At 59.1% G+C, this 23,475-nt stretch carries 23 protein-coding genes and 1 tRNA gene; 18 read left to right on the top strand and 6 right to left on the bottom strand.

Going from position 1 to position 23,475, the window contains the following annotated elements:
- Positions 1-20: 20 nt before the first annotated feature.
- On the bottom strand, positions 21-950 hold the full coding sequence (locus tag ACXHXG_RS08180) for a bifunctional helix-turn-helix transcriptional regulator/GNAT family N-acetyltransferase (protein ID WP_457898989.1): 930 nt from the start codon (positions 948-950) through the stop codon (positions 21-23).
- A gap of 74 nt (positions 951-1,024) precedes the next feature.
- Positions 1,025-1,744, bottom strand: coding sequence for an aspartate/glutamate racemase family protein (locus ACXHXG_RS08175; RefSeq protein ID WP_457898988.1), 720 nt, complete (start codon positions 1,742-1,744; stop codon positions 1,025-1,027).
- Between the two features lie 160 nt (positions 1,745-1,904).
- On the opposite strand from ACXHXG_RS08175, the gene ACXHXG_RS08170 reads away from it, so the two are divergent.
- The 3 genes from ACXHXG_RS08170 (at position 1,905) to ACXHXG_RS08160 (ending at position 4,418) form a co-directional block, all read left to right on the top strand.
- A complete protein-coding gene (locus tag ACXHXG_RS08170; RefSeq protein ID WP_457898987.1) occupies positions 1,905-2,369 on the top strand; it encodes an Lrp/AsnC family transcriptional regulator in 465 nt (154 codons plus the stop codon).
- 116 nt (positions 2,370-2,485) lie between these two features.
- Positions 2,486-3,046, top strand: a complete 561-nt coding sequence (locus tag ACXHXG_RS08165; RefSeq protein WP_457898986.1) for a PH domain-containing protein — start codon at positions 2,486-2,488, stop codon at positions 3,044-3,046.
- A 109-nt stretch (positions 3,047-3,155) separates the two neighbouring features.
- The gene (locus tag ACXHXG_RS08160) at positions 3,156-4,418 is read left to right on the top strand and encodes an NAD(P)/FAD-dependent oxidoreductase (protein ID WP_457898985.1); all 1,263 of its coding nucleotides are present in this window, start codon (positions 3,156-3,158) and stop codon (positions 4,416-4,418) included.
- 36 nt (positions 4,419-4,454) lie between these two features.
- Here ACXHXG_RS08160 and ACXHXG_RS08155 read toward each other — a convergent pair whose 3' ends face one another.
- The gene (locus tag ACXHXG_RS08155) at positions 4,455-5,498 is read right to left on the bottom strand and encodes an NAD(P)-dependent alcohol dehydrogenase (RefSeq protein WP_457898984.1); all 1,044 of its coding nucleotides are present in this window, start codon (positions 5,496-5,498) and stop codon (positions 4,455-4,457) included.
- Between the two features lie 190 nt (positions 5,499-5,688).
- On the opposite strand from ACXHXG_RS08155, the gene ACXHXG_RS08150 reads away from it, so the two are divergent.
- From ACXHXG_RS08150 to ilvC, 3 genes are all read left to right on the top strand, one after another.
- Entirely contained in the window at positions 5,689-6,597 is a 909-nt protein-coding gene (locus ACXHXG_RS08150; RefSeq protein ID WP_283050900.1) for an AraC family transcriptional regulator, read from the top strand.
- A 112-nt stretch (positions 6,598-6,709) separates the two neighbouring features.
- Positions 6,710-7,360 carry a TetR/AcrR family transcriptional regulator C-terminal domain-containing protein gene (locus tag ACXHXG_RS08145; RefSeq protein WP_457898983.1) on the top strand — a complete coding sequence of 217 codons (651 nt, stop codon included), beginning with the start codon at positions 6,710-6,712 and terminating at the stop codon, positions 7,358-7,360.
- Positions 7,361-7,404: 44 nt separating this feature from the next.
- On the top strand, positions 7,405-8,424 hold the full coding sequence (gene ilvC, locus ACXHXG_RS08140; protein ID WP_104823487.1) for a ketol-acid reductoisomerase: 1,020 nt from the start codon (positions 7,405-7,407) through the stop codon (positions 8,422-8,424).
- Between the two features lie 95 nt (positions 8,425-8,519).
- Here ilvC and ACXHXG_RS08135 read toward each other — a convergent pair whose 3' ends face one another.
- Complete coding sequence (locus tag ACXHXG_RS08135; protein WP_457898982.1) at positions 8,520-9,116, bottom strand: class I SAM-dependent DNA methyltransferase; 597 nt, start codon at positions 9,114-9,116, stop codon at positions 8,520-8,522.
- Between the two features lie 119 nt (positions 9,117-9,235).
- Between ACXHXG_RS08135 and ACXHXG_RS08130 the strand changes: the two genes are divergently transcribed.
- The 3 genes from ACXHXG_RS08130 (at position 9,236) to ACXHXG_RS08120 (ending at position 11,240) form a co-directional block, all read left to right on the top strand.
- Entirely contained in the window at positions 9,236-9,496 is a 261-nt protein-coding gene (locus tag ACXHXG_RS08130) for a type II toxin-antitoxin system Phd/YefM family antitoxin (protein ID WP_104823485.1), read from the top strand.
- 3 nt (positions 9,497-9,499) lie between these two features.
- On the top strand, positions 9,500-9,913 hold the full coding sequence (locus tag ACXHXG_RS08125; protein ID WP_457898981.1) for a type II toxin-antitoxin system VapC family toxin: 414 nt from the start codon (positions 9,500-9,502) through the stop codon (positions 9,911-9,913).
- Positions 9,914-10,010: 97 nt separating this feature from the next.
- Positions 10,011-11,240 (top strand): aminotransferase-like domain-containing protein, encoded by a 1,230-nt coding sequence (locus ACXHXG_RS08120; protein ID WP_457898980.1) that lies wholly within the window; start codon positions 10,011-10,013, stop codon positions 11,238-11,240.
- A gap of 208 nt (positions 11,241-11,448) precedes the next feature.
- Here the strand turns inward: ACXHXG_RS08120 and ACXHXG_RS08115 are convergent, their stop codons facing one another.
- The gene (locus tag ACXHXG_RS08115; RefSeq protein ID WP_457898979.1) at positions 11,449-12,507 is read right to left on the bottom strand and encodes an aldo/keto reductase; all 1,059 of its coding nucleotides are present in this window, start codon (positions 12,505-12,507) and stop codon (positions 11,449-11,451) included.
- Between the two features lie 172 nt (positions 12,508-12,679).
- Here ACXHXG_RS08115 and ACXHXG_RS08110 point away from each other — a divergent pair, with 172 nt between their 5' ends.
- The 8 genes from ACXHXG_RS08110 (at position 12,680) to ACXHXG_RS08075 (ending at position 20,573) form a co-directional block, all read left to right on the top strand.
- Positions 12,680-13,660 carry an ABC transporter substrate-binding protein gene (locus ACXHXG_RS08110; protein WP_457898978.1) on the top strand — a complete coding sequence of 327 codons (981 nt, stop codon included), beginning with the start codon at positions 12,680-12,682 and terminating at the stop codon, positions 13,658-13,660.
- Between the two features lie 17 nt (positions 13,661-13,677).
- Positions 13,678-15,372, top strand: a complete 1,695-nt coding sequence (locus tag ACXHXG_RS08105) for an ABC transporter permease (RefSeq protein WP_457898977.1) — start codon at positions 13,678-13,680, stop codon at positions 15,370-15,372.
- On the top strand, positions 15,360-16,391 hold the full coding sequence (locus ACXHXG_RS08100) for an ABC transporter ATP-binding protein (protein ID WP_457898976.1): 1,032 nt from the start codon (positions 15,360-15,362) through the stop codon (positions 16,389-16,391). Before ACXHXG_RS08105 ends, ACXHXG_RS08100 begins: the two co-directional genes overlap by 13 nt.
- Before the next feature lie 87 nt (positions 16,392-16,478).
- The gene (locus tag ACXHXG_RS08095) at positions 16,479-17,474 is read left to right on the top strand and encodes an isopenicillin N synthase family dioxygenase (RefSeq protein WP_457898975.1); all 996 of its coding nucleotides are present in this window, start codon (positions 16,479-16,481) and stop codon (positions 17,472-17,474) included.
- Positions 17,475-17,516: 42 nt separating this feature from the next.
- Positions 17,517-18,629, top strand: coding sequence for an endonuclease/exonuclease/phosphatase family protein (locus ACXHXG_RS08090; protein ID WP_457898974.1), 1,113 nt, complete (start codon positions 17,517-17,519; stop codon positions 18,627-18,629).
- Entirely contained in the window at positions 18,626-19,372 is a 747-nt protein-coding gene (locus tag ACXHXG_RS08085) for an NUDIX hydrolase (RefSeq protein ID WP_457898973.1), read from the top strand. The genes ACXHXG_RS08090 and ACXHXG_RS08085 overlap by 4 nt, the downstream gene beginning before the upstream one ends.
- Positions 19,373-19,454: 82 nt before the next feature.
- Positions 19,455-20,372 carry a PhzF family phenazine biosynthesis protein gene (locus ACXHXG_RS08080; protein WP_283050878.1) on the top strand — a complete coding sequence of 306 codons (918 nt, stop codon included), beginning with the start codon at positions 19,455-19,457 and terminating at the stop codon, positions 20,370-20,372.
- Between the two features lie 125 nt (positions 20,373-20,497).
- Positions 20,498-20,573: transfer RNA gene (locus ACXHXG_RS08075), tRNA-Lys, on the top strand.
- A 418-nt stretch (positions 20,574-20,991) separates the two neighbouring features.
- Here ACXHXG_RS08075 and ACXHXG_RS08070 read toward each other — a convergent pair.
- Positions 20,992-21,231: a hypothetical protein gene (locus tag ACXHXG_RS08070; RefSeq protein WP_104823422.1), complete on the bottom strand. Its 240-nt coding sequence runs from the start codon at positions 21,229-21,231 to the stop codon at positions 20,992-20,994.
- A gap of 621 nt (positions 21,232-21,852) precedes the next feature.
- On the opposite strand from ACXHXG_RS08070, the gene ACXHXG_RS08065 reads away from it, so the two are divergent.
- On the top strand, positions 21,853-23,328 hold the full coding sequence (locus ACXHXG_RS08065) for an FAD/NAD(P)-binding protein (protein WP_457898972.1): 1,476 nt from the start codon (positions 21,853-21,855) through the stop codon (positions 23,326-23,328).
- Positions 23,329-23,475: the final 147 nt, after the last annotated feature.

Below are 23,475 nucleotides of genomic sequence, written 5' to 3'. Positions count from 1 at the left end.
CGTGATGGCGCGTTATTTGATTAGAGGTCCAGCACCCATGTCTGGCCGTTCAATTCGGGGCCGAACATACGGTGTTTTTCTTCCGAGAGGAGTCGGAATCCAGCCTGGACATAGATGGCTCGGGCAGTATCGAGGATGTCGTTTGTCCAGAGCGAAAGCTGACGATAGCCGGCGTTGCGGGCAAAACGGATGCATTCACCGACCAGCAGCTTGCCGAGGCCGAGGCCTCGTGCCGTCTTGTCGACATAGAGCAGCCGGAGCTTTGCGATGCCGTCGCCGCCATCGGCGACCATGACGGAACCGATGTTCAGTCCGCCCCGCTCGACGATCCAGCATTGGTCCTTCTGCGGATTGAAGTTGGAGAGGAATTTTCCGGCGACCTCGGCGATCAGGCCTTCGAAACGCAGATCCCAGCCGAATTCCTCGCAATAGAAGCGGGCCTGGCTCTGGACGATCCAGCCGATATCGCCGGCGCGGTGAGTGCGGATGACGGCGGGAGGCGTGACATTGGCACTTGAGTTGAGGACGGTCTGGATCGTTCGCATCGCGTCCACGACACGTTCGGGCTCACCGATGGCCAGCGCATCGAAATGCCCGGCGATCTCGGCGCGGGAGCGGCGGACAAACTCGTGGAACTGCGCTTGTCCCTTGTGGGTGACTGTAATGATCTGGCTGCGCAGATCGTCCGGATCTGGCTTGGTTTCGATCAAGCCGTCTTCGCGAAAGCGTTTCAGAATGCGGCTGAGATAGGCGGGATCGAGATGCAGATCCCGTGTCAGTGTCGAAGCGGCGACGCCACCACGCGAGCCGACTTCGAACAGCACGCGGACGTCAGTCAGCGCATAGGGGCTGTCGAGATAGGCTTTGTTCAGAACGCCAAGGAAACTGGTATAGAAGCGATTGAAGTCGCGGACTGCATCGATGGTCGCGAGTTCCGTAGTCACAAGCATGGGCATCGTCTCCCTATAGCATAGGAGACGATGTCCATCATTTATTTGACTCAGTCAAGTAAATTTGGCTTGATTTACGCGGCTTGGCTTGCTCTTGCCTTTTCATTGCCGACAGCGAAATCGACAGCTTTCTGTGCGTGAATCGCCGTGGTGTCGAAGCCCGGCAGAGTAAGCGCGTTCGGATCGAGGATCAGGCAGATCTCAGTGCAGCCAAGAATGACGCTGTCAGCGCCTTCGGCTTTGGCGCGCTCGATGATGGCCATTAGCTTCCGGCGCGACTCGTCCTTGACCACGCCGGCGCAGAGTTCATTGAAGATGATGTCGTGGGTCGTGGTGCGATCTTCAGCGCCGGGGACCATGACGGAAACGCCATTGCGGGCCATGCGGTCGGCATAGAAGCCGTGTTCCATCGTGTAGCGCGTGGCAAGCAGTAGCGGCTTAACGCGGCCGGCGGCCTTCAGCGCGGCAGCGGTCTCGTCGATGATATGGATCAGGGGGATCGAGATACGCGCGGCAACTTCCGGGGCAATCAGATGCATGGTGTTGGTGCAGATCAACACGCATTCGGCACCGGCGATCTGCAGGCGAAGCGCGGCATCCCCGAGACGGGCAGCGGCATCGTCCCAACGCCCGGCCTTCTGCATGGCGACGATCTCTTCGAAATTGACGGAATACATCAGCACCTCGGCCGAGGCGAGGCCGCCCAGTCTGTCGCGAACCATCTCATTGATAAGACGATAATAAACTGCCGAACTCTCGAAACTCATGCCGCCGATCAGGCCGATAGTGCGCATACTGCCGCTCTCCGTTCTCGAATGTGAATAGCAGAATATTGAGACATTTCACGCGCCTCGTGTTTGCAATCTTTGTCGTCTATGCGATCTTCACTGCAAGATTTTGCGCAAGAATGATATTATGCGCAAAATTACAGCGCCATTATGGAGATCGTTGCATATGCTCGACGAGCGAGACAGAAAGATTCTCGATCTTTTGCAGACCGATGCCGGCATTTCGGTGACCGATCTTGCCGACCGCGTGGCGCTGTCGGTCTCCGCCTGTTCCCGTCGCATTCAGCGGCTGGAGGAGAGTGGCCACATCGCCAGACGTATTGTCGTGCTCAACCGCGAGAAGATGGGTGTGCCCACCACGCTCTACGCGCTGATCAAGACCGCACATCATGCCGACGAATGGATCGAGACCTTTCGCAAGGCGATCAGCGACATTCCGGAGATTGTCGAGGCGCACCGGCTGACCGGCAATCACGACTACATCCTGAAAATCGTGCTGCCGCGTGTCGAGCACTATGATGTCATCTACAAGATGCTCGTACGCAAGATCGAGCTCTTCGATGTCTCGGCCTCCATTTCCATGGAGGAGTTGAAAAGCGGCACATCCATCCCCGTCGGCTATGCACATTGAGCTCACTACGGTCGCGTGCTGATTCTGCATATCACCTCAGCAAAGCTGTCATGAAAATCGCCAGTTTTTAAGTTGTAGAGTCGCTGTCGCAATTATCGCTTTAGGGGCAATATGCCATGCGCAATTCTGACATTCAAAACTACTTCCTGCCTGGTGAAAAATTATTGTGGTTGGGCCAGCCGAAGCAAGGGCTCATGTTTAATAAGAAAGATCTACTGCAAGTGCCTTTTTCGTTGTTGTGGGGCGGCTTTGCGATCTTCTGGGAAAATTCGGTGATACGCCAGATCAATGCGCCAGTCGTTTTCAGGTTATGGGGCGTGCCTTTCGTATTGATCGGTCTCTATCTTATCGTTGGTCGTTTTGCGGTCGATGCGTTCGTTCGCGCAAGGACACAGTATGCGGTCAGTGACCAGCGCATCATAATTTTACGCGAAGGCTGGTTTTCCAAGATTCTTACCGTATCGCTGGAACGGTTGCCGGCTCTGGATCTGGATCAGCGCGGTGATGGAACAGGGACGATCAGCTTCGGAACCGATACCCAAGTCGGCTATGGCCGTTTCGGCGGTATGGGTGCCTGGACTCCAGCGCTTTCCAACGTTCCACAATTTCTCGGTGTCAAGGACGTCCGCGACGTATTCAATCTGATCTTGCGCGCGCAATCGGCGAAAGCATCTTAGCCGCTATGGCAAGGTGGCAGATGCAGGGGTGCCATGCGTAAAAGACGGTTGCTGGCCATCATCCTCAACCCTACGTTTGCGAAGACAAAATAGGGTGCGGGGTGTCGTCATGCAGGATCATCACGTTGTCGTCGTGGGGGGTGGATTTGGCGGCTTGCAGCTCGTCAACGATCTCAAGGGAGCTCCGGTCCGGATCACGCTGATTGACCGGCGCAACCATCATCTGTTCCAGCCGCTGCTCTATCAAGTCGCCACTACGTTGCTCGCCACGTCCGAGATCGCCTGGCCAATCCGAAGCTTTTTCCGCGATCGGCCGGAAGTGACGACATTGCTGGCGGAGGTCGTCGGCGTCGACAGCCAGGCACATGAGGTGACGCTGAAGGGTGGCACCACGATCGCCTATGATACGCTCGTGCTGGCGACGGGTGCGACGCATGCCTATTTCGGGCATGACGAATGGGAACCGGTGGCGCCGGGCCTTAAGACGCTGGAGGATGCGACGACGATCCGCCGCCGCGTTCTTTTGGCCTTCGAGCAGGCGGAGCTGGAAACCGATCCCGCCGTCTGCGACGCTTTGCTGACTTTTACCATCGTCGGCGCCGGGCCGACCGGCGTCGAGCTTGCCGGCATTATTGCCGAGCTGGCCAGAACGACACTCCCGAAGGAATTCCGCAACATAGACACCACCAAGGCCAGGATCATTCTTGTCGAAGCCGGGCCGCGCGTTCTCCCAAGTTTTGACGAGGGGCTGTCTTCTTATGCCCACAAGGCGCTGGAAAAGTCGGGCGTCGAAGTTCGCACGGGAAAACCCGTTACATCGTGCACCGCGGAGGGTGTCACGATCGGGGAGACCTTCGTGCCGAGCCGGACGATCGTCTGGGCCGCTGGCGTGCAGGCTTCGCCGGCGGCGAAATGGCTCGCCGTTTCGGCCGACCGCGCCGGCCGCGTCGTGGTTGACAAGGAACTGAGAGCGCCTGGCGAGGCGGATATCTTTGTCATCGGCGACACGGCGGCGGTCATGCGCGGGGATGGCAGTCCCGTGCCGGGCATCGCGCCGGCCGCCAAGCAGCAGGGCTCTTACGTCGCCAAGATGATACGGGCCAAGCTATCGGGCCAGCCGGCACCAGGGCCATTTCACTATCATCATCAGGGAAGTCTCGCGACGATCGGCAAAAGTGCTGCGATCATCGATTTCGGCTGGATCAAGCTCAGGGGATGGATCGCCTGGTGGGTCTGGGGCCTTGCCCACATCTACTTCCTGATCGGCGTGCGCTGGCGCATTGCGGTCGCCTGGAGCTGGCTGTGGATCTATATCAGCCGGCAGCACAGCGCCCGGCTGATCACGCAAAGGGAAACCATGCGCGAAGATTAAAGAAGGCGGCGCCCGTTTCGGACGCCGCCCTTTTTCTTAAGCCAGCGAAGCGATATCGATGACGAAGCGATAGCGAACGTCGCTCTTCAGAACGCGCTCATAGGCTTCGTTGATCTCTTGGATGTTGATCTTCTCGATCTCGGCGACGATGCTGTGCTCGCCGCAGAAGTCGAGCATTTCCTGGGTTTCCTTGATCGAGCCGATCATGGAGCCGGAAAGGCTGCGGCGGCCGGGGATCAGCGAGAAGGCGTGAACCGGAACGGCATGTTCGGGAACGCCGACCAGCACCATGCTGCCGTCATACTTCAGCAGATTGAGATAGGCATTCCAGTCGATGGCGGTGCCGACCGTGTTGATAATCAGGTCAAACGTGCCTGCGAGCTTGGTGAAGGTCTCGGCATCGCTGGTGGCGTAATAATCCTTGGCGCCCAGCTTGAAGCCGTCTTCCTTCTTCGACAGCGTCTGGCTGAGAACCGTCACGTCGGCGCCCATGGCATGCGCCAGCTTGACGCCCATGTGGCCGAGACCCCCCATGCCGACGATGGCGACTTTCTTACCCGGGCCTGCCTTCCAGTGGCGCAGCGGCGAGTAGAGCGTGATGCCGGCGCAAAGCAGCGGCGCGCCCGAATCCAGCGGAATATTGTCGGGGAAGGAGAGGACATAGCCCTCCTTGACGACGATCGAGTCGGAATAGCCGCCGTAGGTCGGCGTCTCGCCGTCGGCTTCCACGTCGTTGTAGGTCTGGACCAGGCCCGGCAGGAAGTGTTCGTAGTCCAAATCGCGCGTCGCGCAGGTCGTGCAGGAATTGACAAAGCAGCCGACGCCGACGCGGTCGCCGACCTTGAACTTCGTCACCTTCGAACCGACGGCCGTGACGAGGCCGGCAACTTCATGGCCAGGCACCATCGGATACTTCGAGCCGCCCCATTCGTTGCGAGCCTGATGAATGTCGGAATGGCAAACGCCACAATATTTGACGGAGATGACGACGTCGTCTTCATTCGGCTCGCGACGTTCGAAGGTGAAGGGAGTGAGCGGCTTGGACGCGTCGGTGGCGGCATAACCCTTTGCAATTGCCATGAGAGACTTCCTTTTGTTAGGATTGGCTTTGGGGTGGCCGACTTATGGACCGGAACCGGGTGAGAGCGTTAGAGCGATCCTGCAAGCTTTATGTACGATCCTGCGAATCTAAATTGGCAGCGGCTCTTTTTCAGCGACGAGGGGTCACCTAGATAAGCTGCGACAAGCCCTCGAAAACAGTTGGTTGCGCATGACACTGCCATTCAATCCCAACCAGGAACTCGCCTCCATCGTTGCCCGTTTCGCCACGGGGGATGGAGAACATCGCACACCGATCGACGGTCTCAATCTATACCGGCAGTCGGCGGTGACCGTATGGCAGCATGGGGCCTATCGACCTTCCTATGCCGTCGTTGTCCAGGGACGCAAAAGCCTGACGGTCGGTGCCGACACGTACCATTACGGTGTCGGCGAGTATATTCTGACCGCCCTCGATCTGCCTGTGTCGACACAGGTAACCAATGTCCACAGTGAAACCCCCTACCTCTGTTTTGCCATGGTGCTCGACAGCGAACGGCTGAATGAGCTGTTATCGCGCGTCAACATTCCGCGCCAAGCGATGACATCGGAACCTATGCGTGGGCTTGCGGTCAATGCGGCATCGCCGGAACTGCTCGACGCCTCGTTGCGGCTACTTAGATTGCTCGACCGGCCGGAGGATATTCCTGCCATGGCGCCATTGATCGAGCAGGAAATCCTCTACCGTCTGTTGACGGGCCCGAACGGTCCTCGACTGCTGCAAGTCGCGATGGCGGAGAGCCAGAGCAACAGAGTGGCGCGCGCGGTTGCCTGGATTCGCGGCAATTTCGTCCAGCCGCTGCGCATCGAGGAACTGGCGGAACGCGTCGGCATGAGCGTCTCCTCGCTGCACCATCATTTCAAGGCGGTGACTGCGATGTCGCCGATGCAATACCAAAAGCAGCTCCGGCTCCACGAAGCGCGGCGGCTGATGATCGTCGAGCAGCTCGATGTCGGATCGGCCGGCCACCGCGTCGGCTATCAAAGCCCTTCGCAGTTCAGCCGCGAATATAGCCGCCTCTATGGCCTTCCGCCGCTGAAGGATGTCGAGGCCATGCGGAGCCCGGTTGCCGCGGAATAATTTCCTTCGTTTTTGACGCGTTGCAGCAACGATTTGCGCTTGACGCTGGCTGCTCCCTCAGTCATAACGACGGCGAACCGTACCGTACGGTACGTATTTGGGGGTGGCCATCGTGCTGAGCGAAGCAGGACAGTCGAGCGAGTTTTCGCCGCGCCAGAACGCCGTTCTGGAACAGGCGCTGCGTCTGCTCGTCGACGGCGGCGAAAAGGCGCTGACGACCTCAGGCGTCGCGCGCGCTGCCAATTGCTCCAAGGAAAGTCTTTATAAATGGTTCGGCGATCGCGACGGTCTGCTGTCGGCGATGATTGCCTATCAGGCGAGCAAGGTGCGCACCTTCGAGCGCAACGGCGAACGGTTGACCGTGGCGAGCCTGCATGACCATCTCGTCATTTTCGCCCGCGATCTTCTGGAAGTCCTGGCAGGCGACGTGTCGCTCGCACTGAACCGCCTGGCGATCGGTCAATCCAACCGCGACGGCTCCAAGCTCGGCAAGCTTCTGCTGGAGCGCGGGCGCCGCCAGATCGATCGGCGCGCCAGCGGGCTGATCGATGCCGGCAAGCGGGCAGGGCTGCTACGCTTCATGGACGCCGGCGAGGCTTACCATACGTTTTACGGGCTTATCGTTTCCGATCTGCATGTGCGCATGCTGCTCGGCGAGCCCGGTTTGAAGGACACCAGCCGTCAAGCGGAGAAGGCGGTCAGCGCCTTCCTCCGGCTTTACGGCACGGAAAAAGTATTGGCGGAAGCGGCAGCGACCGTCTGACAATTTAAAATCTGCACCCAGACAAGCAAAGGGAAGGACAAACAATGCGCGTCTATTACGATCGTGATGCCGATCTCAACCTCATCAAGTCGAAGAAGGTCGCCGTCATTGGCTACGGTTCCCAGGGCCGCGCCCATGCGCTGAACCTGAAGGATAGCGGTGCGCAGAACCTTGCGATCGCGCTCAAGGCCGGCTCGGCAACCGCCAAGAAGGCCGAAGCCGACGGCTTCAAGGTCATGACCGTTGCCGAAGCTGCTGCCTGGGCCGACCTGATGATGATGGCGACCCCGGACGAACTGCAGGCCGACATCTACAAGTCCGAAATCGCTCCGAACATCCGTGATGGCGCTGCGATCGCTTTCGCGCACGGCCTCAACGTTCACTTCGGCCTCATCGAGCCGAAGGCTTCGGTCGACGTCGTCATGATCGCTCCGAAGGGCCCAGGCCACACGGTTCGCGGCGAATATCAGAAGGGCGGCGGCGTTCCCTGCCTCGTTGCCGTTCATCAGAACGCTTCCGGCAATGCGCTTGAACTCGCTCTCTCCTACGCTTGCGGCGTCGGCGGCGGCCGTTCCGGCATCATCGAAACCAATTTCCGCGAAGAGTGCGAAACCGATCTCTTCGGCGAACAGGTCGTTCTTTGCGGCGGTCTCGTCGAGCTCATCCGCGCCGGCTTCGAAACGCTGGTTGAAGCTGGCTACGCTCCGGAAATGGCCTACTTCGAGTGCCTGCATGAAGTGAAGCTGATCGTCGACCTGATCTATGAAGGCGGTATCGCCAACATGAACTACTCGATCTCGAACACGGCCGAGTGGGGCGAATACGTCACCGGTCCGCGCATCATCACCGAAGAGACCAAGGCTGAGATGAAGCGTGTCCTGAAGGACATCCAGACCGGCAAGTTCACCTCCGAGTGGATGCAGGAATACCGTTCTGGCGCTGCCCGCTTCAAGGGTATCCGCCGCAACAACGACAGCCACCAGATCGAAGAAGTCGGCGCCAAGCTGCGCGGCATGATGCCCTGGATCGGCAAGAACAAGCTGGTCGACAAGAGCGTCAACTAAGCTTCTTCAGCTTTACACCGCAATGAAAAGGGCCGGGGAGGGAGACTTCCCCGGCCCTGAACGTTTCAAGACGTATTTACGGCTTACATAGCCGATCAAATGCTTTTCCTGGCTCTCATCCGCAGCCACCTCGTCGGTTTGCCATCGTAGCCGCCGCCATCGGTTTCGTTGAGGGAAATGTCCTTCCAGCCGGTCGAAATGAGCAGATCGTTAAGCCAGTTGGCCGAGAGATAATTGTAATATCGGCCGAAGCTGTCGTGCCCCTCGGCTTCTCCCGCTTTGAAACTGGCGTGAAATATGCCGCCGTTCTTCAGGGCCTTGTGGATGCGGTTGAAAATCCCTGGAAGATCGGGTCGCCGCACATGCAATAGGGATGCTTCGGCCCAGATGCCGTCATAGAGTTGGTCGTCGTCCAGCTCTTCGAACCTCAGAACGATGACCGGCTTTCCGATCAACTTTTCGGCCTGCTTGGCTATTTCCGGCGAACCATCTGTGGGCGTGACGTTGAAGCCGCGCGAGATCATGTAGGCTGCATCCTGGCCGCCGCCGCAGCCTAATTCGAGAATCGGTGCACCGGCGGGAAGGGTATTCAGGAAGGCATCGAGCCGACGCTGTGGCAGGCTGCGATCGCGCCTGACATAGACGGCGGCGTTGTCGTCGTAGAAGGAGGAGGTGGGGTTGTCGTTTGTCATGCGTGTTCCAATTCGGTCATCAACTTTGAGTATCGGAGCGGGATCGCTGTTTCGCAAGTTTGATCTTGAATTGCGGGCGGGAAGTAACTAGTCTTTTAACTAGTCAGATGGAGGGTGTCATGCGCCAGTGGCCTGTTCAGGACGCCAAAGCGAAATTTAGTGAAATGCTTGATGCCTCGCTGGAGGAAGGGCCGCAGCTTGTTTCAAAAAGAGGCGAACCTAAAGCCGTGCTTGTTTCCGTGTCTGAGTGGGAAGCGCTGAACAAGCGGGCCAAGCCCTCCGCCAAGGACGTGCTTCTCGCGCCGGAGCCAAGATTCGATCTCGATATCCCGTCTCGTAAGGAATGGGTCTGGCGGGACGTCAATCTGAGTGAGGATTGACGCTTGTATTTGCTTGATACGAATGTGATATCGGAATTGCGTAGGGTAAAGCCGCATGGCGCGGTACTGGCCTGGATAAATAGTGTCAGGAGTGACGACCTTGCGATTTCGGCCATCACGATCGGCGAGATCCAGCGCGGTATTGAGTTGACTGGAGAAACCGATCCGCAAAAGGCAAAAGAGCTCATGCGTTGGCTGGACAGTTTGCAGCTTGGGATTCGGGTCATTCCCCTGGATGCGGAGTGCATGATCCGATGGGCGCAATTCATGCATCGCAAATCGCCGACGCTGATTGCCGACGCGATGATAGCCGCGACTGCATCCGTTCATAATCTCACGATCGTTACGCGCGATATCGTCGATTTTTCGGCCTTTCCCGCTCCTGTTCTCAACCCCTTTGACTACAAATCTCCTTGAGAATGTCACCGTCACAAACAAAATAGGTCAGCATTATTGACTTATCTTTTGTTGCGTGATCTTGTGGCACAAAGACCAAAAATTACGAGGAAACCCCATGCTGAATTGGGAAAATATCTTTGCGACGCGCTCAAGCCGTATGCGCGCCTCCGAAATCCGCGAGTTGCTGAAGCTGCTGGAGCGTCCGGACATCATCTCGTTTGCGGGCGGCATTCCCGATCCGGCGCTGTTTCCGGATCAGGAATTCAAGCAGGCTTATGCGGACATCTTTTCCGGCCCGGCTGTCAACGCGGCGCTGCAATATTCGGTCAGCGAAGGCTACAAGCCGCTGCGCGAATGGCTCGTCGGCCAGATGGCGGCGATTGGGGTTCCCTGCGAGCTTGAAAACGTCTTTATCGTTTCCGGTTCGCAACAGGGTCTCGATTACCTGGGCAAGCTGTTCCTGTCGCCGAAGGATACGGCGTTGGTCACCGCGCCGACCTATCTCGGTGCGTTGCAGGCCTTCAATGCCTATGAGCCGACTTACGATCAGCTCACGCCGAACGGCAATCGCACGCCGGCTTCCTACCGCGCGACTGCCGAGCAGGCGGGTGGCAAGGTGAAGTTCGCCTATCTCTCCGCCGATTTCTCCAATCCGACCGGCGAAACGGTCGATCTCGCTTCCCGCGAAAAGCTGATCGATCTCGGCGACGAACTGGATATCGCCATCATCGAAGATGCCGCCTATCAGTCGCTGCGTTATGACGGCGAGGCGATCCCGCCAATCCTGGCGCTGGAGATAGCCCGCAAAGGCAATATCAACGATACGCGGACGATCTATTGCGGCAGCTTTTCCAAGACCTTGGCGCCGGGTCTTCGCGTTGGTTTCGTCGTTGCCAACGCGCCAGTCATTCGCAAATTGGTGCTGATGAAGCAGGCGGCTGATCTGCATTCCTCGACCATCAACCAGATTGCCATCCATCAAGTCGCCGAACGCGGCTTCGATGCGCAGGTCGCCAAGGTCCGCAAGACTTATAGCCACCGACGCGACTGCATGCTGGCGGCGCTTGCGAAATATATGCCTGAGGGTACGAGCTGGACGAAACCCGAGGGCGGGATGTTCGTCTGGGTTACCCTGCCGAAGGGCATGGATGGGGCCAAGCTGCTGGCAAAATCGCTGGAGACTGCGAAAGTGGCCTTCGTGCCCGGCCAGGCCTTCTTCGCCGATGGCTCCGGCCCGAACACCTTCCGCGTCAGCTTCTCCTGCGCCAATGACGAGATGATCGATGAGGGGATCTCGCGGCTCGGTAAGCTGATTGCCAGCGAAATCGGGGCGATGGCGGCGTAGCTTTTACTTCAATTTTTACCTTCTCCCCGGTGGGAGAAGGTCGAGCGAAGCTCGGGTTGAGGGGGCGTTGCACCGTAAGGATTGCCTTTCGCTTGCCGCCGAAGGCGCTCGCCGCGATGCGACGAGTTCCCCCCTCAACCGGCCAATCACTGCGTTCAGCAGTTCTTGTCCACCTTCTCTCCGGGGAGAGAAGGTTTTGGGCTTTCCATCAGTTCGCGAGATGCGGTGCAATCAGCGAGAGGTCGGCATCGCTCAGCCTGTCGGTTGCTGTATTGCGCTGGTGCCAGTAGGGATACAGTAAAGGCAACAGACTGACGTCGTCGAGGCGCTTGCGCTCTTCTTCCGTCAGCTTCAGCTCGGCGCTGGCGAGATTGTCCTTGAATTGCGCGTCCGTGCGACCGCCGATGATGACAGACGTTACGCCCTTGCGGCCGATCAGCCAGGCGAGAGCAACCTGTGCGGCCGAGACGCCACGGCCATCGGCGATCTCTACCAGCGTATCGACGATATTCCACAGGCGGTTTTCGTCGCGGATCGGCGGTTCCGTCCAGCCCGCGAATTGGCGCGTGCCTTCAGGTGTTACCTGATTGCGGCGATGCTTGCCGGAGAGGAGGCCGCCGGCGATCGGGCTCCAGACGAGGACGCCGAGGCCCTGGTCGATGCTGACTGGCAGCAGCTCATATTCGGCATCTCGCGCTTCCAGCGTATAGTGGATCTGCTGGCTGACGAAACGTTCGCGCTTGTCGCGCTCGCTGACGCCGAGTGCTTTCATGATGTGCCAGCCGGAAAAATTCGAGCAGCCGATGTAGCGCACCTTGCCTTGACGGATGAGCGTATCGAGCGCTTCCATCGTTTCTTCGAGCGGCGTCTGGCCGTCCCATTCATGCAACTGATAGAGATCGATGACATCAGTCTTCATGCGCTTCAGGCTGGCTTCGCAAGCCTGGATCAGGTGCTGGCGTGAGGAGCCGGCGTGGTTGACGCCCTGGCCCATCGGGAAACGGGCCTTGGTGGCGATCAATACGCCGTTCTTGCGCGGGCCGCCGATGATCTCGCCGAGAATCTCTTCGGAAGCCCCCTGCGAGTAGACATCGGCCGTGTCGATCAAGTTGACGCCGGCATCGAGGCACATATCGACAAGTCGTTTCGCCTCGCTGACGCCGAGATCACCGACGGTCTTCGCCCAGCCGACGCCACCGAAGGTCATCGTGCCCATGGTGATGGTCGAAACTTTGAGGCCGGAGCGGCCAAGCAGACGGTATTCCATAGATTATCCTCCAAAACCAAAGCTGAAACTCGCGCGCTAGGAGATAGTGCAGGGCGTTTATGGTCAAGGTCGAATGATAGTATGAACGGCCGGTCTGCGGTTGCAGATTGTCACAATCATGTTAACCGCCGCCGCTAAGGAACCCTTCTCATCACCCAGCCGAGGACGCTTCATGAAGACGTTTGTTTCCGCTCTCGCCGGCCTGCTGGCCATTGCTCTTTTCTCTGGTTCTGCCGCCGCCGCCGATCTCGTCCTCTACACCAGCCAACCGAATGCCGATGCGCAGGCAACCGTCGATGGCTTCATGGCTGCCAATCCCGGCATCAAGGTCGACTGGGTTCGCGACGGCACGCCGCAGATCATCGCCAAGCTGCAGGCGGAAATCCAGGCCGGCGCTCCTGTTGCCGACGTTCTGCTGATCGCCGATACGGTTACGCTGGAGCGCCTGAAGGAAGCCGGCAAACTATTGGCCTATAAGTCGCCGGAAGCCGCAAACTACGATCCGGCGCTCTATGACGCCGACGGCTACTACTATTCCACCAAGCTGATCACCACCGGCATCGTCTACAACACCGCCGCTGCGATGAAGCCGGCGAGCTGGCAGGACCTGACCAAGCCGGAAGCCAAGGGCCTCGTGGCTATGCCTAGCCCGCTTGCTTCGGGTGCCGCTCTCATTCACGCGCAGACGCTTGCCGGCGTCAGCAGCCTCGGCTGGGATTTCTACAAGAATCTCGCCACTAACGGCGCAATCGCTTCCGGCGGCAATGGTGCGGTGCTGAAGGCGGTTGCTTCTGGCGAAAAGGCTTACGGAATGATCGTCGACTATATGCCCATCCGCGAAAAGGCCAAAGGCGCACCGCTGGAATTCGTTTTCCCGACCGAAGGCGTTTCAGCCGTGACCGAACCGGTCGGCATCCTCGCCAGTACCAAGCATGTCGACGCCGCCAAGAAGTTCGTCGACTACGCTCTGTCGGAAAAGGGCCAGCAAGGCTTCCTGAACCTCGGCTATATCCCTGCCCGCAACGGCATGCCGCTGCCCGCCGGTTTCCCGGCGCGTGACAGCATCAAGGTTTTGCCGTTGAATGCGGCCGAAGCTCTGAAGAACACCGACCAGGATCTGAAGACCTTCTCTTCCTACTACGGATCGAAGTGATCCAATCTGGACGGTCGATGTACGGATATGTGCGTAAGGGAAGCAGCCAGCCAACCTGGCTGTTTCCTTTTGTCGTTACGATCGTGATGCTCTTGAGCGTGCTGCCACTGGCGCGGCTGGCGGCGGCTGGCATCGAGGCGTTGCTGCGCGGCGGGGCCTACGAGCTGATCACCGATCCCTCTCTCTGGCGTTCGGCCTGGTATACGATCGAGACCGCTGTGTTCGGCACGGTCATCTCCGTGTTGCTCGGCAGCCTCTTTGCCTTCCTGCTCACCTTGACCGACATTCCGGGCCGGGGACCTCTTAGTTTTCTTTTCGTCCTGCCGATGATGATCCCGCCCCAGGTCACCGCGCTTGCCTGGGTGCAGATGTCCGGCCCATCGAGCCCCTTGTTGAAGGCGCTGCACATCGCGCCGCCGCTCGGCTCGCCGCAGCCGCTTTATTCTGTCGGCGGCATTGCGCTGCTCTATGGCGTGCAGCACGCGCCGTTGGTCTATCTTGCGCTCCGGGCTGGCCTGATGGCGTTGCCGCGTGACGGCGTCGAGGCGGCAAGGCTCTCTGGTGCTTCGGGATTTCGTGTGTCCCGCGACATCATCCTGCCGCTGTCACTGCCCGGTGTCATCGCCGGCGCCGCCATTGCCTTCGTCTCTTCGATCGGCAATTTCGGCATCCCGGCTATCCTCGGGATACCCGCTTCAATCTTCACCTTGTCGACGTTGATCTTCACCAAATTCTCCACCTTTGGCCCACGCACCTTCGGTGACATCGCCGTGCTGTCGGCGATGATCGCGGTGATTTCGGTTGCCGGCCTTACGGTACAGGACAAGGCGCTGAAAGGGCGGGATTATCGCGTCATCGGCCTTTCCGGCGCCTCTGCCGCCCTGGCGCTCGGCCGTTGGCGTCTTGGGGCGGTGCCGCTGCTGTGGGCGATCCTGTTCATCATGCTGGTCGCGCCGTTCTTCGCTCTGGTCGCCGGCGCGCTGGTGCCGGCCTATGGCGTGCCGTTGACCTTCAAGACGGCGTCGTTGCACGCCTTCACCGAAATTCTGTTTCGGCAGACGGTGACGCGCGTCGCTTTTTCCAATTCCCTATTCCTCTCCGGGATGACGGCACTTGGTCTCCTGGTGGTGACTGTCCTGGCCGCTTACTCCCTGACGCGACGCAAGGATATGCTGAGCCGGATCGTCGGCGGATTGATCGAGATTCCCTATTCGCTGCCGGGGATCATCGTCGCCGTCTCTTTCATCCTGGTTTTCGCGGCACCATTGCCCGTCCTCAATATCACGCTTTACGGCACGATCTGGATCATTCTGCTCGCCTATTTCTCGGCCTATTTCGCTGTCAGCCTCAAGCCGGTGATGAGCGCCTTTCTGCAGCTCGATCCGGCGCTGGAGGAGGCTGCGCGTCTCTCGGGCGCCGGTTTCTTCCGTCGTCTTGCCGATATCATTGTGCCACTGATCGCGCCGGCAGCGGGCGCTTCGGTGATCCTGGTTTTTCTCATCGCCTGCAACGAGCTTACCGTTTCCGCTTTGCTCTGGGCGGCGGGCACGCAGACGCTCGGCGTCGTCATCTACAATCTCGATGATGGCGGCAGCGCCGATCTCGCCTCCGCCATGTCCGTCATCGTCGTCGCCATGGTGGTCACCATGATGTTGTTGCTGGAAATTCTGGCCAAGCACCTGCCGAAGGGAGTGGTGCCGTGGCGAAGCTGATCCTCAATCACGTCAGCAAGGATTTCGGCACGGGCGGTCGTCCGGCGGTCAAGGCGCTGTCGCTGGAAGTCCGTGAAGGTGGTTTCCTGGCGTTGCTCGGCCCCTCCGGCTGCGGCAAGACGACGGTGCTGAGGATGATAGCCGGCTTCGAGCAGCCGACGGATGGTTCGATCCATCTCGGCGAACGTCTGCTTGCCGATGCCGCCCATACCTTGCCGCCGGAGCGGCGCAATATGGCGATGGTGTTCCAATCCTACGCCCTTTGGCCGCATATGAACGTTGCCGACAACGTTGGCTATCCGCTGAAGGTGCGCGGCATTTCCGGCGAGCGTTACCGTCAGAAGGTGCGTGAGGCGCTGTCGACCGTGCGGCTGGAAGACTACGCGGAACGGCGGCCTGCGGATCTTTCCGGCGGCCAGCGTCAGCGTGTGGCGCTGGCGCGCTGCCTTGTGACATCGCCCGATGTCGTGCTGCTGGACGAGCCTCTCGCCAATCTCGATCGTCATCTCAAGAAGGAGATGGAGGAGACCTTCCGCGAATTCCATCAGCGCTCGGGCGCCACCATGGTTTATGTCACCCACGACCAGAGCGAGGCCATGGCGCTCGCGACCGATGTCGCAGTCATGTCCGAGGGACGGCTATTGCAGGTGGCGGCGCCGGCGGAAATCTATGCGCGACCGGAGGGACGGCTGGTCGGCGGATTGGTGGGGCAGGGCGCGATCCTGTCGCTCGCCATTCCGGATGGTAAGCCGCGGCTTATCGATTGGTCGGCGCTGAAGACGATTTGGAGAGAGCAGGGGGACGGGAACCCACGCGCCGATATCCTCGTTCGGCCCGAGGACGTGGTCGCCGATGCCGATGGTATCTCTTGCAGGGTGGACGCCGTCCTTTACGAGGGCGAGCGCTATGCCTTGCGGCTGTCGCTGCCGGATGGTCAGATATTGAGAGCCTATAGCCGCGAAGCGGTGAAAACGGGCGATGTCTACGCGGTCGCCGTTCGCTCGGCGTGGCGGCTGTGATCGATGCGGCGGGCGGGGAGACAAGACGGTTGTTCACGGTCCCCACCTGTGCTTGAGTTGCCCGATGTCACGAATGGGAGTCGCGCCATGTCCGATCAAAACTTCCCGATTTTCGATCTCGGCGCCTTCGAGGCGGCCGACGAAGGGGAGAAGAGGCGGCTTGGTGCTGAGGTCGACGAAATCTGCCGTTCGACCGGCTTTCTGGCGATTGCCAACCATGGTGTCGACGAGGCTGTAATCCAGGCCGTATGGGCAAAGACGCACGCTTTTTTTGATCGGCCCGCCGATGTCAAGCAACGGGCAAAAGCGCCGTATCCCGGCTATCCCTATGGCTATCTCGGCCCGGGCACCGAGGCGCTGTCGAAATCGCGCAACATCGACACACCGCCCGACCTCAAGGAAAGTTTCAACGGTGGCCCGCTTGCTGTGCCGGCCGGCATGACCGATCCGGAAGCGCTCGGCTTCTGCTATGCCGCCACAATCTGGCCGGATGGCCCGGAAGGCTTTGCGGATGCCTGGAAGGCCTATTACCGTTCGATGGAGGATTTGGCGGCGCGGATCATGCGCGTCTTTGCCACCGCGCTCGGTCTCGACGAGCATTTTTTCGACAGCTACGTCGACGCACCGATCAGCGCGCTCCGGGCGCTGAATTATCCCGAGCAGCGTGTCGCGCCGCAACCGGGCCAGTTGCGCGCCGGGGCGCATACCGATTATGGCAGCCTGACGATCCTGCTGCCACAGCCGGGCTCCAAGGGTCTGGAGATCATTACGCCCGACGGCCAATGGACGCCGGTGCCGCCGGTACCTGGCGCCTTCATCATTAATATCGGTGACCTGATGGCGCTTTGGACCAATGATCGCTGGGTCTCGACGGTGCATCGTGTCGTCAATCCGCCACCGGAAGAGGGAGGAATGCAACGACGGCAGTCGCTGGCGTTCTTTCACCAGCCGAACTGGTTTGCCGAGATCGCCTGCCTGCCGTCCTGTCTTTCTCCGGGCGAGGAGCCGAAATATGCCCCTGTTCTCTCCGGCCCCTATCTCATGGGCAAGTTCAAATCGACCGTAACAGCCAAGCCCAATTGATTTGGGCGAGCCGGCCCATATCTCCACAAACCGGAATGCCAGATGTCCCTGCGCCTTGCCACCTTCAATGTCGAAAACCTGCTGACCCGTTTCGATTACACCGGTTTCCGTAATCAGTTGCGCCAGGACCGTGTGTTGAAGCTGTTCGACGTGCAGAACGAAGCCATTTACAAGCAGCTCGAAGCGGCGCGCGTGGTCGCTGCCACCGACGACACGCGGCAGATGACGGCGCTTGCGATCGCCGATGCAGATGCCGACATCATTTGCCTGCAGGAAGTCGACAGCATGGCGGCATTGCAGGCTTTCGAGTACGGCTATCTCTACCGCATGGTCGGCAATGGCTACCGGCAGAAGTTCCTGATCGAGGGCAATGACGGCAGGGGTATCGATGTTGCCGTGATGATGCGCGAGGAGACGCGTGACGGGCAGCCGATCCTGTTGAAGGACATCAGAAGTCACGCCATGGTGACTTATCGCGATTTCGGTCTTTTCAACGATGAACTGGCCGCACTTGATCTTCATCTGGACGACAAGGTCTTCAAGCGTGATTGTCTTGAGCTTGATTTGACCATTGGTGGTGTGCCGTTCTCGCTGTATGTCGTGCATCTGAAATCGATGGGGCCGGCGCGGGAAGGGGGCGATGGCCGCCATTCGACCATGCCGATCCGCCATGCCGAGACGCTTGCCGTGCGCCGTATCATCGAGAACCGTTTTGGCGCCGGTCATACGGCGACGAAGAATTTCGCTATTTGCGGCGATATGAATGATTATCAGGAGCGCGTCGATGTCATCGGCACGCGCCACACCGGCTATCGTTTCAAACATCGGGATGAAGAGAGCCCGGCACTCGATGTCTTCAGCAAGGACGGTTTCGTTGAAAACGTTATGCGCCGGCGCGATGTGCTGGACCGCTGGACGTTGTATCACGCTCGCGGGCCGCAGGAGCAGTGGCTTTGCCAGCTCGATTATATCTGGCTGTCTCCGGCCTTGGCGCGCGCCAATGCGCAGCGGATGCCCGACGTCATCCGCTCCGGTCAGCCCTTTCGCACCATATTTCCGCCCGGACAGGAAGTAGAACGTTATCCACGTACCGGTTGGGACAGGCCGAAGGCCTCCGATCATTGCCCCGTCGTCATGACATTGGACCTACTATGACTCACGCTTTCAAACTACGAAACGACACGGCCGCCTGGCCGCCGGAAAATACTGTATTCCCGGTGGCCCGCATCGATCTTGCGGTTATCGCCGGCGATCACCCTTTTCATCTCAGCAACGCCGAGGCAGCGCAGGAAAACTGGAAGAAGGAGATTGCCGCCAATCCGGCACTTTTCGATGGGCGGATGATCTTTCAGCATCGCTTGTCGGTCAGCGAGCAGGCTGTAGAGGGCGAGGCATATGTGACGCCGTTCTCCACATTCATGTGGTGGCGCAAACAGAGGGAGCGCGGCGGCGGCTTTCATGTCTTTGCCTTTCCGGTCGCCGTCTCTTCCGACGGCGCGATCATTGCCATTCGCATGGCTGAGCACACCGCCAATCCCGGCCAGGTCTATTGTGCCGCGGGTTCGATGGATGAAAACGATATCGTCGATGGGCACTGCGATGTCGAGGGCAACATGCGTCGCGAAGTCATGGAGGAAACAGGCCTCGACCTGTGGGATGCGGTCGCGGAGCCGGGCTATTACGCCACGCATTCGAACCTTTCCGTTACCCTCTTCCGCATCTTCCGCTTCCCCTGGACAGCCGAGGAGATGTTGGAGCGGATCCGGGCGCATATGCTGGTAGACCACGAAAAGGAGATCGACGACGCGGTTGCCATTCGCTCGGCCGACCCTGCTGCGCATCATTATAGTTCGGCGATGCCGCCTATTCTCGCGTGGTTCTTCGGTCGTCGGGAATAGCTTTAGCTTGCGCTCAAATGTGTTGCCGTTATGTATGGTTGAGCAGGCGTCTACAGTCTAGAATCATGTAATGGAGGCAGGGGTGGCCCGCAGCTTCAGTGTCTATGATGTATTCACCGACAGAAAACTTGCGGGCAATCCGCTAGCCGTCATCTTCGATGCCGAGGGATTGGACGACGAGGCGATGCAGGCGATCGCGAAGGAGATGAATCTCTCCGAGACGGTGTTCGTTCTGCCGCCGCAGAACCCGGCGCATACCGCAAGCTTGCGCATCTTCACGCCCGCCCGCGAGCTGCCTTTCGCCGGCCACCCAACCGTTGGCACGGCGATCGCGCTGGCTGAGCGGGCGCATGCCCGCCATGGCGGCGACGTCGATCTCGTTTCGGTGCTGGACGAGCGGGTGGGGCCGGTGCGCTGCGCCGTCCGGCTCAGGCAGGAAAGGGCGGGTTTTGCCGAATTCGACCTGCCGCGGAAATCACAGCAAATCATGTTGCCGCTCGACCGTGCCGATATCGCCAATGCGCTCAGCCTGAAGATCACCGAGATCGGTTTCGAGAATCACGTGCCGTCGATCTGGAGCGCCGGCGTGCCGTTCCTGCTGGTGCCGGTGCACGATGTCGGGGCCGCCGAACGGATGGAATTCGATCCGCAACTCTGGGAGAAGACCGTACCCTTCGTCGACGGTGCGCTCGCCTCGGCCTTCATCTATTGCCGCGGCGCGCTCAATCACACGGCCAAGTTCCATGCCCGGGTATTCCCCGTCGGGATGGGCATTGTCGAGGACCCGGCAACGGGTGCGGCAGTGGCTGCGCTTTCCGGCGCGATAAACTATTTCGACCGGCTGCCGGATGGCCACCATCCCGTCATCGTCGAGCAGGGTGTCGAGATGGGCCGCCCATCCTTTATCCACCTTCACATCGACATCGACGGCGGCGATATCGCCAACGCCCGCATTGGCGGTCAGGCCGTACGCGTGGCGACGGGAATTCTTGAGCTTTGATTTTGTAAGGTTTTTGCGGCTCTTCGAAATTTTTTTGACGATTAACCAAAGAAAATTCATCTGGCCGCTGGACAATCAAACCGATCCTATTTATATGCCCGGTCACACCGCGAGCGAGCGGTTACGGGTGATTAGCTCAGTTGGTAGAGCAGCTGACTCTTAATCAGCGGGTCGTAGGTTCGAGCCCTACATCACCCACCAAAATTTCTTCTGAGAATTACCGCAAAGCCTTGAAAATAAAGGTTGTTGCGGTTTTTTGTTTCCGGAGCCCGGCGTTTGGCCACAAGGTCGCTATGCACGCATCATGCGGCGACATGGGCGCGCGACTTCATTGCGCATGATTGATTGCATAAGGTGATGCGGGAAGGCGGTTCGAGTAATCGGGATCCGGCGCAATCAGCGTTGCGAGAATCAGGATGCATCCCATCGCGACTACGGTGCCTGCATAAAGAATGAACGCAAGGTGACTTTGCATGGCCATGCCAAACCCAAAGTTCTCTGAATCTAACCGTTGGCGTTCAGGTAAGTTCCCATGATTGGAATTTACTGTGATCTCGCTTTGCCTGCTGCCGAATGACTCAAGAAATGCCGTCCTGACGACTGCGGCAGCATTTGGGGATTACCACCAGTGATGTGAGCGCTCGCTTTCCGCGGCGTTTCTTCCCATCAGATAGCCCAATCCAAAAATAATTGCGCCAATTGCGACGATCGTTGCGGTCGTTGTTTGGTGTTCCTGAGCGCCTATAGCTACGGCTTGCGCCTCGCGCTTGGCCATGGATGTTGCCGACTTTACTGCCCTTTTCACTCCTTCGGGCTGCTCTACCGGCGTTCCCGTGAAACCTGCATTCAATTTTGGCATCGCGTTCTCCTTCTACAAAAAAGGTAACTGCGGAAAAACGGAACTGTTCCTTCGGCCGCGTTCTACTCCTGACGCGATCTACAGATCGCTTTCATTCGAAGCGGGATCAAAATCATAAATTTTGCTGGAGGATGCACGGCGAAAACACACGCCAAACCTTCAATTCGCCATCGCTCGGCTTTGGGGAGATTACGCTATTCGGCTGGGGCTAACTAATGCCTCTTATGCCCGCCGCCTTCCATCACGCTGAATACGAAAATGGCTGCGAGAACCAGAACCAGCATATAATCGAAGGGGGTGAGCAGGTGCAACAGTTCCATGATGTTTCTCCTCCCAGAGAACATGTATCAGAACAATCGGCAGTATGTGCCTTTGTTCCGTGTATGCCAAGGTTTTCACATCCTGCGGTGCGATAACGCTGTTGTGCGGGGCACAAAGAAGTCCTTATTTGCATGGATGTGTCGGCGGTCACGGATGGTCAGCAGCCGGTTGGAACCATCGCGCTGCCATCGGCATTCTATTGTCAATAAAATTTATAGAGTATATTCCTATGCCGTAGGCATTTTCGGTTGCCGCCGGCGAAGTGTTCGGCGCAATCGATCGATCTGGAAGGATTTGGCGATGACCACTTGTTCTGACGATCAATCGCGTGATCGGCCCGTCATCGCAATCATCGGCGGCGGCATTTCGGGGGCGGCGGTTGCTTTTCACTTGCTGCAATCGGAAGCGCTGCAGCCCGGTCAACTCTTCATTTTCGAACCGCGCGCCAGGCTCGGGGCGGGGCTTGCCTATGATACCCGCGACCCCGCGCATCGCATCAATGTGCCGGCAGCTAAGATGAGCCTGTTTCCTGACGATCTCGAACATTTCCAGCGCTGGCTTCAAGACAATAATGCGCTGGAAGGCGACCAGACGGCGGTCGCGGCGAATGGCAGCCTGTTTCCGCGGCGCGGGCTTTTTGGTCGTTATATCAATGCCATGGTGCAGCCTTTTATCGATGGCGGTGCCATCACCCATGTCGCGGAAAGGGTTGCGGATGTCCGGCGGCTGGATGACCGATGGGTGATCACGGGCGAGGCAGGGCGGCGCTTGGAGGCGGATATTCTCGTCATCGCCACAAGCCATCCGTCGCCTCTGCCGCCGCGGTCATTGCAAAATGCGCTTGCCGGTCATCCGCGTTTCGTCGCGGACCCGACGCGGCCGGATGCGCTCGATGCCATCCGCCCCGGCGATCGGGTGTTGGTGGTCGGTAACGGCCTGACCTCCGCCGACGTCTTCGCCTCGCTGGAGCTGCGTGGTCATAAAGGACCGATCACCGCAATTTCCCGACGCGGGCTGCGATCGCGCGGGCATGCGCCGGTGAAGCAGGAGTTGTTCGGCGATTTCGTCAGTCAGCCGTCACGGACAGCGCTTGATCTTCTGAGGCGCGTGCGCGCCGCTATTCGTAAGGCAGAAGGCGAGGGATGGACCTGGCATGCGGTGATCGATCAGGTGCGCGCGCAGGGAGGGGATTTATGGCAGGCAATGCCGCTCAACGAGCGTCGTCGTGTGGTGCGGCATTTGCGGCCCTTTTGGGATGTGCATCGCTTCCGTGTCGCGCCGCAGGTTGAGGCCGTCAGTGAGGAGGCGATCAGCACCGGCAGGCTCGATGTACTCGCGGCTTCCGTCGCGTCCGTAGAGGCGAAGGGCGAGGTGATCGACTGTACGCTTCGGCTCAGCCGCTCGGGCAAGAGCCTCGATCGTCAATTCGATGCGGTCGTCGTGACGACCGGGCCGGGCCATCGCGGCATTCTGGGCTCGCAAGGCTGGATCGGCGCCCTTGCGGATGCGGGCTATCTCGCCATCGATGCCACAGGGCTCGGCCTTGCCTGCAATACGGCATCGCTGGCGCTCGGCGCTGATGGTAAGACGGCACCGTCGCTGCTCATTTCCGGACCTTTGGCGCGGGGCACTTTCGGCGAACTTATGGGCCTGCCCGAAGTGGTCGAGCATGCCGTTTTCGTCGCCGAACAGGTGGCGTCGGCGATTGCCCAAAATGCTCCCGACCACACCCAGCGCAAGCATAACAAGCCAAAAGTCGATAGCAGCTCGGCGTAAAGGTAGAAAAAAGTGCAAAAACGTTGCTTGAGCGATACATTTGCCCAAATTTACTCATATAAACTATACAATTTGTGAGTTATTATCTTGTTCGCACGGGGCGGCAGCGTTACTTCCGAGGTCAATGACGAACAGGACAAGCCGGTT

The sequence above is a fragment of the Rhizobium sp. LEGMi-198b genome, from assembly GCF_054114205.1.
This window is presented reverse-complemented; position numbering and strand designations above follow the sequence as displayed.

Coding starts and splice junctions, on each gene's coding strand:
- ACXHXG_RS08180 (WP_457898989.1), bottom strand. CDS start 950: ATGCTTGTGACTACGGAACTCGCGACCATCGATGCAGTCCGCGACTTC.
- ACXHXG_RS08175 (WP_457898988.1), bottom strand. CDS start 1,744: ATGCGCACTATCGGCCTGATCGGCGGCATGAGTTTCGAGAGTTCGGCA.
- ACXHXG_RS08170 (WP_457898987.1), top strand. CDS start 1,905: ATGCTCGACGAGCGAGACAGAAAGATTCTCGATCTTTTGCAGACCGAT.
- ACXHXG_RS08165 (WP_457898986.1), top strand. CDS start 2,486: ATGCGCAATTCTGACATTCAAAACTACTTCCTGCCTGGTGAAAAATTA.
- ACXHXG_RS08160 (WP_457898985.1), top strand. CDS start 3,156: ATGCAGGATCATCACGTTGTCGTCGTGGGGGGTGGATTTGGCGGCTTG.
- ACXHXG_RS08155 (WP_457898984.1), bottom strand. CDS start 5,498: ATGGCAATTGCAAAGGGTTATGCCGCCACCGACGCGTCCAAGCCGCTC.
- ACXHXG_RS08150 (WP_283050900.1), top strand. CDS start 5,689: ATGACACTGCCATTCAATCCCAACCAGGAACTCGCCTCCATCGTTGCC.
- ilvC (WP_104823487.1), top strand. CDS start 7,405: ATGCGCGTCTATTACGATCGTGATGCCGATCTCAACCTCATCAAGTCG.
- ACXHXG_RS08135 (WP_457898982.1), bottom strand. CDS start 9,116: ATGACAAACGACAACCCCACCTCCTCCTTCTACGACGACAACGCCGCC.
- ACXHXG_RS08130 (WP_104823485.1), top strand. CDS start 9,236: ATGCGCCAGTGGCCTGTTCAGGACGCCAAAGCGAAATTTAGTGAAATG.
- ACXHXG_RS08120 (WP_457898980.1), top strand. CDS start 10,011: ATGCTGAATTGGGAAAATATCTTTGCGACGCGCTCAAGCCGTATGCGC.
- ACXHXG_RS08115 (WP_457898979.1), bottom strand. CDS start 12,507: ATGGAATACCGTCTGCTTGGCCGCTCCGGCCTCAAAGTTTCGACCATC.
- ACXHXG_RS08110 (WP_457898978.1), top strand. CDS start 12,680: ATGAAGACGTTTGTTTCCGCTCTCGCCGGCCTGCTGGCCATTGCTCTT.
- ACXHXG_RS08105 (WP_457898977.1), top strand. CDS start 13,678: ATGTACGGATATGTGCGTAAGGGAAGCAGCCAGCCAACCTGGCTGTTT.
- ACXHXG_RS08095 (WP_457898975.1), top strand. CDS start 16,479: ATGTCCGATCAAAACTTCCCGATTTTCGATCTCGGCGCCTTCGAGGCG.
- ACXHXG_RS08090 (WP_457898974.1), top strand. CDS start 17,517: ATGTCCCTGCGCCTTGCCACCTTCAATGTCGAAAACCTGCTGACCCGT.
- ACXHXG_RS08085 (WP_457898973.1), top strand. CDS start 18,626: ATGACTCACGCTTTCAAACTACGAAACGACACGGCCGCCTGGCCGCCG.
- ACXHXG_RS08070 (WP_104823422.1), bottom strand. CDS start 21,231: ATGCCAAAATTGAATGCAGGTTTCACGGGAACGCCGGTAGAGCAGCCC.
- ACXHXG_RS08065 (WP_457898972.1), top strand. CDS start 21,853: ATGACCACTTGTTCTGACGATCAATCGCGTGATCGGCCCGTCATCGCA.